Origin of the sequence: uncultured Nitrospira sp. (assembly GCA_902500695.1) — a bacterium.
GTDB lineage: Bacteria > Nitrospirota > Nitrospiria > Nitrospirales > UBA8639 > Nitrospira_E.
This window is the reverse complement of the sequence record CABVRQ010000058.1, coordinates 14,261-24,155: the sequence shown is the minus strand read 5'-3', so window position 1 is coordinate 24,155 and position 9,895 is coordinate 14,261. Positions and strand designations below refer to the sequence as shown.

Here is a 9,895-nt window from a genome sequence, read left to right as displayed (position 1 = left end):
ACCCATCGTTTAGGGCGTGGACTACCAGGGTATCTAATCCTGTTTGCTCCCCACGCTTTCGCACCTCAGCGTCAGGTACGTTCCAGAGCGCCGCCTTCGCCACCGGCCTTCTTCCCGATATCTACGCATTTCACCGCTACACCGGGAATTCCGCGCTCCTCTCCCGTCCTCTAGCTGAATAGTTCCTCTCGACCTTTCCCGGTTAAGCCGGGAGATTTCCCAAGAGGCTTTCCCAACCGCCTACGTGCTCTTTACGCCCAGTAAATCCGAACAACGCTTGCCACCTTCGTATTACCGCGGCTGCTGGCACGAAGTTAGCCGTGGCTGCTTCTGCAGGTACCGTCCGAACGGTTACCCGTTCCATCTTCCCTGCCGAAAGGGGTTTACAATCCGAAGACCTTCATCCCCCACGCGGCGTCGCTGCGTCAGGCTTTCGCCCATTGCGCAATATTCCTCACTGCTGCCTCCCGTAGGAGTCTGGCCCGTATCTCAGTGCCAGTGTGGCTGATCATCCTCTCAGACCAGCTACCCGTCGTAGCCTTGGTAGGCCGTTACCCCACCAACAAGCTGATAGGACATGAGCCCCTCCTTGAGTAACAAGTCCTCGACCTGCCTTTCCTATCCTTTTCGAAAAAATGATAGCGTATAGGGTATTAGCTCACCTTTCGGCGGGTTATTCCCTTCTCAAGGGTAGGTTACCCATGTATTCCTCACCCGTTTGCCACTTTACTACCGGGTTGCCCCGGATTCTCGTTCGACTTGCATGTGTTAGGCGCGCCGCCAGCGTTCGTTCTGAGCCAGGATCAAACTCTCAAAAGAAATTCCATTTTCAAGGGCCGCCATTCCAATACACTTGTTCCACTGTTTTTACAGCTATTCAATTTTCAAAGATCAAATTCTCAAGGCGAAGCGTGATTATAGGGTGAAGGAGGCAGACTGTCAAACACTTTCTTCTATATTTTATTTTTATTTTCCAAATGGTCGGTTTTCTCATAAAAAATCCAGTTTATGTATTTCATTTTTTCCTTTTCTAACCTAATGAATTTTCTCAAATCCTCCAAATAATACTTTGGCAGTTTTAATCAATTCCTTCTGGGATGAAACAACTTATTACCCACGACTGCCATCTTCTTGCAAATGAAAGATTTTGAAAAAGATTGGGGAAAGACCCGGCATTCCATTATGTTTTGTGCAGTACAGACATAGATTGATAAAAATATTAAAGGTTATCTGATGAAAATTCTTTGGAGGAAAGAAAAAGATAACTTCAAACCCTTTATCAACATTAGGAAAGCTTTAGACCTTTAAGCACCCAACAGTTTTAAATTAGGTCAGGAATAGGCTCAAAATAAGAGAGAAAATTTCAATCTGCTACACGAGAATCCACTCATTTTTAATATCCAGGTTAATGAGCCTACTGCATTACCAAGAGCCGGAAGAACTGGAAGAATGAGGTGGGTTAAAAAATCTGACGTGAGAATGCTTAAAAAATCCAATCAATATCAGGCCAGCAAGAAATCCCCCGATGTGTGCAAAGAAAGCGACCCCGCCCCCTTGATTTCCAAGACTCATGCCGCCACTTAAGACCTGCATGAAGAACCATAAACCTAATACCATCACCGCTGGAACATTAAAGGTGCCGATAAATCCATAAGGCACCAAAACCAACACTCGCGCATGAGGATACAGTAATAAGTACGCACCTAAAATCCCTGAAATCGCCCCGCTAGCACCAACCATTGGTATCGTTGATTCGGGATCAATTAAGGCATGGCTCAAGGCAGCCAATACCCCGCAAATTAAATAGAACAAAACAAACTTTGTATGGCCCATCACATCTTCGATATTATTTCCAAAAATCCACAGATAGAGCATATTCCCTATTAAATGCATCCAGCCTCCATGGAGAAACATGCTTGAGAGAAGCGTTCCATAGGCAGGCAGAATCACCAGGTCGGGTGGTAATTGAGCATGCCCCAACACGACTGCTGGAATTGCCCCGTACATATAGACAAATGTTTCATTGCCTGGCATCGAAAGAGAGATTTCATATAGGAATACCAGGATACAGGAGGCAATTAACGCCACCGTCACCACAGGCGTAATTTCAGTAGGATTGTCATCCCGAAGTGGAATCATGGATTCGCCCTCAAGAAGCTTCTATTTGAATAGTCAGAACTAAGCAGAGGCAGGAGAAAAATCAGGCAGACCCAAAACGGGGTTAAGAAAATCCTGAGAATCACCGTCTAAAGAGATCGAGAAACCAGCAGCATGGGTGTGTCCGCCTCCGCCATATTTTGCGGCAATATCAGCCACGGAAATTCCTCCGGCTTTTGACCGAAGAGAAAAATACCGGCGGCCATCTTTTTGATGCCAAATGAGACAAAATGGATGCCTATCGGAAAGATGCTCACCTATTTGGCTCGTTAAAACAGCTGAGTGAACAGCGGGAACCATATGCCCTTCGAACGACAGCATGGTCACTTCATTTGCCATCTTTTCAACCAATGCCTTTTCGGATCGCAAAATACCTGTTCCCTCAACTTTTAATGTTTCAAATTGAAGAGATTCCCACCGTTCAAATCCAAACGGGTATGAGGCCAACGCCGCACTAATTTCCCGACTACCGGGAAGTTGCCACAGCCATAAATCCTTATCCTGCACATATTGCAGGAGCCAGGGAACCGGTTGGGTGTGAGCCCACTCCCATGCCAGGACCGCGCCACTCCGATTCATATCGAAATACGCAAAAGGTAAATCTTTCAGAGAATCCTGAGCGGTAATGTGATGATCTAAAATATACAGACTGGCCACTTGATCCGCCAACTCCAATATGGTTTCGCGGTGATAACTAAAATCAACCATCACCACATGCTGGTTTTGCAAACCATCCGGAGGGGGATTCCCATGCTTGACCGCCACATAGCGAGCCTGTGGAAACCGTTTCCAGAGAGCCCACGCTGCACCAAATCCATCCATGCAATCGGCGTGATACAACACCACGTCCGGTGGATTCTGGTCGGGTAGTTCATCAAATTTTGTCATCATCATCACGCCCCTCGCGCTGAGCTTATCAGTTTTAATAAATCCGGACAAACCCTCAGGACACTTCCCAAAATAACTATATGGCTACTGCTCGCGCATTGAGCCAATCAATGCAGTGCCGAAGACGTCCTAACTCTTTCCAATTGAAATGTAACACCAGACGCGACAAGTGAGAAAGGTGGGGTTCATCCCTCTCCTCGGGCAACGCCTCAACTTGCTGAAACTGCCCATCGGTCAAGAGGTCAGAAAATTCGTGGTTCAACTGAGTCATCTCCGCCTGCGAGAGGTGTTGATGAATTCGGATAACCATTGTATCCCTCACAATCCGTAAAGAATGATACACCCGGAAAAACTGCTGAATTTCCTCAACCGCTTCCTCTGCCGAATACACGACTTTGAAGAGCGCCAAATCGGATCGATGAATAAACCCACGGGACAAAAGTTGCTGCTCCAAAAACTCCATCATTCGTTTCCAGTAATCGCCACCAGGGGACTCAATGCACACGATGGGAATCGGGTGCGTTTTCCCGGTTTGAATCAGCGTTAACACCTCAAACGCTTCGTCCAACGTCCCAAATCCTCCAGGAAAAAGGGCGACGGCGTGGCTTTCCTTCACCAGCAACAACTTTCGCGTAAAAAAATACTTGAGATGTACAAGCTTTTTATCATCCGCAACCATCGCATTCGGGGCTTGCTCAAAGGGCAGCATAATATTCACACCAAAACTATTCTCCCGACCAGCTCCTTCATTCCCGGCTAGCATAATCCCTGGCCCGCCCCCCGTGATCACCATAAAGCCACGTTGACTGAGGAGTTTCCCAAATTGTGACGCCAGCTTATAGTTGGGATCATCCCCTGGGATCCGGGCAGAACCAAAAATACTGACTTTTTTCACCTCACGATATTGCCGGAATACCCGGAAGGCGTAGCGAAGCTCTTTTAAAGCTCGGTGAAGAATCTTGACATCTATGACATCCGTATCCAAATCACGAAGCCTGACCACACTTCCGACCATTTCTTTTACTAAGGCCGTTCGCACATCAGTGTCAGGTCCTGTCCAAAGAGATTTGATTTCGCGTACAATCTCCTCTTCCAACACATTTACTTTTGCGCAATGGTTCACACCAGATGGCATTTCCAAAACTGCATTTTTACGTAATGACATTCATTATCCTCCACATTCATCAACGCGAAAAATACGTAGGGGCCAACTGGGCTTTTCCAGAATCTTCACGTCAATGGACAATCGGCTGTATCAGGAATATAGGTGTAAGATTTAAAGGAATACCTAGACGTTTTCGGTAAAACAACCTCCGAACTCAAGCACACGCTTTCATTCGCAGATCTCATGACTCACTCCCCTCATACCGGCTCCACACTATGGCGAACCCTCCCTCAACCAATCATTGGGCTGGCCCCGATGGATGGCGTCACTGACTCAGCCTTTCGCCACATGGTGGCAATACATGGAAAGCCTGATGTGGTCTTTACTGAATTTACCAATGTCCATGATATTTGCTCCGGACGACTCAAGGCATTGGACAGTCTTCGCTATTCAATAGCAGAACGGCCTGTCATCGCTCAGATCTATGGAAAAGATCCTGCCTTATTTTACCAAGCCGCCCACGTGGTCTGTGAATTGGGCTTTGACGGCCTGGACATCAACATGGGCTGCCCCTCGAAAAACGTGGCATCTTCTGGAAGTGGCGCCGGGTTGATTCGCACCCCGAACCTGGCTCTGGAGTTGATGGATAGGGCTCGGAAAGGCATTCAGGATTGGGCCGACGGCCAATCCCTATTAGAGCTTGGGCTAAAAGCCAGTGCCCTTCAGGCCATTGCCCAACTCAAAGCCGAGCACCCTGAGCTCACTCAAGGCAAGAAACGATCACCCATTCCACTCTCAGTCAAAACTCGTTTGGGCTACGACAGCAATATTATCGACGAATGGAGCGATTGCCTGATCCAAGGTCGGCCGGAAGTCATTGCCATTCATGGACGAACCCTGGCCCAAATGTATCGTGGCCAATCAGACTGGGAAGCCATCGCCTTGGCCGCTCAACGTATCCGGAAACATGGAATCGGAGTGCTCGGCAATGGAGACATTCAGACCCTTCAGGAAGCCAAGACGCGCATTCAAGAATCCGGTGCCAATGGAGTGTTAATAGGCCGGGGAGCACTGGGAAATCCCTGGATCTTTCAAGGCATATCCCAAGTTCGGAATGCTCTCTCTACGGGATCACCCCTGAAACTCATGGCTTTAGAGCCGAGTTTGGATGAAAAATTTCAGGCGATGATCAGCCATGCGCGGTATTTCGAAGCCATTCATGGGCACGAACGCTTCGTGCGCATGCGCAAGCACCTGGGATGGTACTGCTCCAGTTTTCCCCATGCAGCCGCTATGCGCGCCCAAATGGTCAGGACGAACGGAAGCCAGGACGTCATAGACATTCTTCATGCCTACCTTAACGCCCATACCATGGTTGAAAGCCCTGCATTAACGTCCACGCCCGCTTAAGTCATCTTCATTCCAGTTAAGTCATGCAAATAGTATTGGCTTCAACTTCGCCCCGTCGCCGGGAATTACTCGGATTATTGGGATTACCCTTTCGCATTATCCCTCCAACTTGCGAGGAAAAGCTCTCACTCCACTTGCCACCCATCGAGCAAACCCGCCAGTTTGCGAGGGATAAAGCACAATCTGTGGCTAACCAATATCCAGAAGACCTGGTAATTGGCAGCGATACCGTGATCGAAATCGAAGGACGCCTTTTAGGAAAACCGGGGAATATGCAGGAGGCCGAATCAATGCTTCGGCACCTTCGAGGTCAGTGTCACCAAGTTCATACCGGCGTGGCCGTCCTTCACCAGGCCACCCGCGTATCCATCGATTTCGTGGAAACCGCACTGGTCTGGTTCAAGCCCTTTGACGAGACGACTCTCACATCTTATTTGGTCACAGAAGAAAGCTTAGGAAAAGCTGGAAGCTATTCGATTCAAGGGAAGGGTGCACAGCTCATCGATAAAATTGAAGGGGATTATCCCACAATTGTCGGGCTTCCTCTCTGGCGCACAGCTAAGGCATTAGAGGAACACGGAATTGTTTTGCCCAATCCCGTAGAAGAAATTTACCAGTTAAAGCCATATGCCAATTGGAAAGATTTTTAATTGCAGGGTTTCGCCCTCGCCGACGAGGTCCTTTTGTTTCGGCAAAAGGACCCAAAACCATTCTCGCCCGTGCGCGGCGCCTCCGGGGTGACTTTGCCAAAAACCAAATTTTATGGATGCGCAACTCGCTCTGCTCGAACAGGCGCAGCCAGAGAAGTCGAATTTGGTTCCGCAGCAAAGCGGCGCCCAAGGCGGGTTAAGAGGATCATTAGTTCAATCTATCTCTCAAAATGAATCGGCTCTCAAATATTCAAAAATTTTACCTGGAATAAAGGGACACTTGAATCGCGTGGGAACTGGTAAGGAAAAAATGGGGGGAGAATCTTTGGCCCCATGTAACAGAAGAGGGTAATCTTTTACATTTTTGGACAACTTCGCGCCTGACCAACGGAGACGATTTTTAGACCGTCTACGCGGCCAGGCACCATTTTTACCATTTTCAATCATTTGCAATCATATACCTCTTAAAATTACCCTCCTCGTCTATCCAAATTAAAAGCCACTCCGAATCAATATTAAACAACCCGTCCCTTTCAGGCCCTAAATAGTAAATAAGGTCTTTGTCAAGACTACTAAAATAAGGAGTTTCGAGTGACGGGCCTAAGGCGTTTTCTATGTCCTGTCTGCTTTTTCCTGGCAAGATCTTTTCAATAACCTCTTTGAGCATTTTTTCTCTTACGGTTATTCCCCCATTCCAATCTGTTGATGACTCGGATTTCCAAATAGCTGAATCAAATATTTTCGTGTCAGAACCAGTTGGCAAGGCACGAGGGATATATCGGTGCACCGCAAATATGAGAGGTGTCAATATTATGAAACTTAAAAGGAGGGAAACACCAACGATTGAAAATTTGCTGGGAAGATTATTTCTACCCTTTGCAATTACAAGGCGGATTAGTGAGATGAATCCAAATAATAAAATTATCAGCATTATGGCGGGAATGCTGAAGAAATATAGGAGCTTAATCTCGGGGGAGAATAATGATGGAGCGAATCGAGGTAGGAATGAACTGCTCCAAAATAGAAAAACACTCAAAAATGTAATTATAAATATTCGACGGTTATGTAAGATTGTTTCCAAATTTAAAATCTCAGTTTTTTAATTTTAGGGTAATGCTGGTGTGTATATCCGTAGGCATACATCTTTCGCAGAAGCAGTTTTCCTCCCATTAGGTCAAAGTCACTAGAGATTGAACAAGAGGTGAGATGCATCCAGCTAATAGAATACTGTATTCGGCTACATTTTTCCTTTCCTTCGTAACCGAAAATTGCCCGCTTTACCGTTATTTTCACTAGTCGTGCATAGCCTTCATTGCACCGCCTTCGGGTGCGGCTTTCCCGCAGAGCCAAATTGGACTAATCTGGCTGCGCTTGCTTGAGCGGAGCGAGTTGCGCAGCCATGCTGATTTGGCTCAGGGGGGAAGGAACCCCGAAGGGGACGCGCCCGGGCGGAGATGGTTTTGGTCACTTTTGCCAAAACAAAAGTGACTCGTCGCGCGGGGGCGAAACCCTGCTTAAAAAAAATTGATTCCCGATAAAAGGTGTCGAGAATGACGCAATTGTTTTAGGGATAGGGAAAAAGAGTCTAGAAGAATTCACAAAAATGGCGGCTTTTTTGTAAGAGCCGCCTTGGGATCATGAATATCTAATTTCGTCTTACATAAAATTTTCTTTGGCCTATTCCACAACTTCAGCCGTAATTTCCGATTGACCCCGCTCCTTAACCAAACGCTCAATTTCCCGGCGGGCCATTGAGCGAATTAAGTCGTGAATGTTATCCAACCGTTGTTGCGCTTCGGGCATCCAGAGCAATGACTCACCTGCTAGCAAGCTGTCCCGGCAGCCTCGGAAGACCCCAATCCCATCTGCGCCACAATAGCCGAAAATTCCGTTTTGTTAACCACACTTGTGTTGAAGAGTATCTCCTAAACAAGTGTCCACATCTATTAGCCCACATCCCCCCCCACTCTTCATCCATGGGATGACCTTATTGATTTCTCGCAATCGCTCCTATCTCCCAACTTCTTTTCCTCTCGCTACTCAGAAATATCCAGAATGGCTCTTTCCTCACCAACCCACATAATCCCGCATATTTCCTTTATAAAACACTTCATTTTGCCGATTAAACCAGCAAGGCGCCCACTCTTCCCACTCATTAGGAGTTCACATGTTCTGGAAACGTTCCCCTCTCTGGTTTCTCTTTACCCTCACCCTCACCAGCTGCGGCTGGGCTGCTCCAGATGCCGGCACAGAAGCGGTCCTCATTGAAAAACCGTGGTTCTTGGGACATGGAGGAGTCATTTCTGAGCCCATTCGAACTGGCCGCTCTCTGATCGCCTTCACCACCGACGTGGTGTATGTCGACATACGCCCGCTCCAATTTAGCCTTCATTTGGACGATTTTATGAGTCAGGATGGTGTCCCCCTTGATTTTGATGCAATCATTCGTCTCAAAGTGACCGATTCCGTGAAACTGATAAAAAGTTTTGGCCCCAATTGGTATGAGACCAATATCGAGGCAGAATTGAGCAATCGAGTCCGCCAAGCTGTTCGCAAACATGGCATGAACGAAATGGCCATTAATACAAATGCCGTTGACGCGGTTGATCTGGAAGTCACCGGGGAAATGACAGCCTATTTTCAGCAGGCCGATTTGCCCCTGACCTTGATCCAAATCACGATTGGGAAAGCCAATCCTCCAGATTCTATTAAACATCAACGGATTGAGACCGCAACACAACAACAACGCCAACTCACCGAGCATGAGCGTAAAATGGCTGAAGACCAACGCTTGGCCGCAGAAGTCAGCCGAGCAAAGGCTGATAATGCCTACCGAGAAGTCATGTCCCTGACGCCCCCCCAATTCATTCAACTCGAAAGAATCAATATGCAGCGAGCAGTCTGCTCACAACCTACCGCCAACTGCACTTTCATAATGGATGGTGCCCTCACTCCCGCGCTCACAGTCGGAAAACCAAATTAATAAACCCTTATTAAAGCCGGACTCTTACAAAAAAACCGGCGGCTCTTCTTCAAGAGTCGCCGGCTTTTGAAAAGGCTATGGCCTTTTTAGACTACATAAACTTCATAAACTTTTCTTTGGCCTCTTCCATCACCTCTGCCGTAATTTCCGACTGACCACGCTCTTTGACCAGGCGTTCGATCTCCCGCCGCGCCATAGGTCGTATAAAGTCGGGAATGTTATCCAATCGTTGCTGCGCTTCCGGTGTCCACTTTATCCCTTCCGTTGAGGCATTCTTGGAATCGTCCATCACCTGAAGCGTCACGGTCGTAAAACCGCTCTTCCGGGCAAAGGTTTCCACGCTGCTCTTCACCATCGGCTGAACAAAGGATGGCAGTTTGGCCAGTTTCTCCTGGGCATCCGGGGACCAGACCAATTGATCCCCGGCCGGAGGGGCTTGGGTTCCTGTGGTACCCGTCGATCCCAAACCCATTTGGGCAACCATGGCCGAGAAGGGACATCCGCCGCCCTCAGAGGTGGTGCCTGGTGCACCGGCACTAGCCGGAGCTGCCGGGGCGGTTGGAGTCGCAGGAGCCGCAGCAGGTTGGCCACCTTGAATTTTATCGTTCAAATAGGCGGCCATCTGCCCTATGCCCGCCGAAACGTTATCCTCTAACCCTCCACGAGTCATTTCTAACGGTTTGGGCGCTTCCGTTCTCCCAC

9 protein-coding genes and 1 rRNA gene are annotated in these 9,895 nt (G+C 48.0%); 3 read left to right on the top strand and 7 right to left on the bottom strand.

The features are described 5' to 3' along the window. From AAH187_RS13910 to AAH187_RS13895, 4 genes are all read right to left on the bottom strand, one after another. A 16S ribosomal RNA gene (locus AAH187_RS13910) occupies positions 1-819 on the bottom strand; the annotation flags it as partial. A gap of 603 nt (positions 820-1,422) precedes the next feature. Further along, the gene (locus AAH187_RS13905) at positions 1,423-2,139 is read right to left on the bottom strand and encodes a rhomboid family intramembrane serine protease (RefSeq protein ID WP_342349066.1); all 717 of its coding nucleotides are present in this window, start codon (positions 2,137-2,139) and stop codon (positions 1,423-1,425) included. 39 nt (positions 2,140-2,178) lie between these two features. Continuing rightward, positions 2,179-3,051 carry a DHHA1 domain-containing protein gene (locus AAH187_RS13900; RefSeq protein WP_342349065.1) on the bottom strand — a complete coding sequence of 291 codons (873 nt, stop codon included), beginning with the start codon at positions 3,049-3,051 and terminating at the stop codon, positions 2,179-2,181. A 70-nt stretch (positions 3,052-3,121) separates the two neighbouring features. Further along, a complete protein-coding gene (locus tag AAH187_RS13895) occupies positions 3,122-4,210 on the bottom strand; it encodes a TIGR00730 family Rossman fold protein (protein WP_342349064.1) in 1,089 nt (362 codons plus the stop codon). 183 nt (positions 4,211-4,393) lie between these two features. Between AAH187_RS13895 and AAH187_RS13890 the strand changes: the two genes are divergently transcribed. Continuing rightward, entirely contained in the window at positions 4,394-5,560 is a 1,167-nt protein-coding gene (locus AAH187_RS13890; RefSeq protein ID WP_342349063.1) for a tRNA-dihydrouridine synthase, read from the top strand. 35 nt (positions 5,561-5,595) lie between these two features. Continuing rightward, positions 5,596-6,210: a nucleoside triphosphate pyrophosphatase gene (locus tag AAH187_RS13885; RefSeq protein ID WP_342349062.1), complete on the top strand. Its 615-nt coding sequence runs from the start codon at positions 5,596-5,598 to the stop codon at positions 6,208-6,210. 439 nt (positions 6,211-6,649) lie between these two features. On the opposite strand, the gene AAH187_RS13880 is transcribed toward AAH187_RS13885, so the two are convergent. Further along, positions 6,650-7,141, bottom strand: coding sequence for a hypothetical protein (locus tag AAH187_RS13880; RefSeq protein WP_342349061.1), 492 nt, complete (start codon positions 7,139-7,141; stop codon positions 6,650-6,652). Between the two features lie 746 nt (positions 7,142-7,887). Further along, positions 7,888-8,013, bottom strand: coding sequence for a PCP reductase family protein (locus AAH187_RS13875; RefSeq protein WP_342349060.1), 126 nt, complete (start codon positions 8,011-8,013; stop codon positions 7,888-7,890). Positions 8,014-8,377: 364 nt separating this feature from the next. On the opposite strand from AAH187_RS13875, the gene AAH187_RS13870 reads away from it, so the two are divergent. Beyond that, positions 8,378-9,193: an SPFH domain-containing protein gene (locus tag AAH187_RS13870; RefSeq protein WP_342349059.1), complete on the top strand. Its 816-nt coding sequence runs from the start codon at positions 8,378-8,380 to the stop codon at positions 9,191-9,193. 91 nt (positions 9,194-9,284) lie between these two features. On the opposite strand, the gene AAH187_RS13865 is transcribed toward AAH187_RS13870, so the two are convergent. Then, on the bottom strand, positions 9,285-9,895 hold a 611-nt coding region (locus AAH187_RS13865), incomplete at its 5' end, for a PCP reductase family protein (protein WP_342349058.1).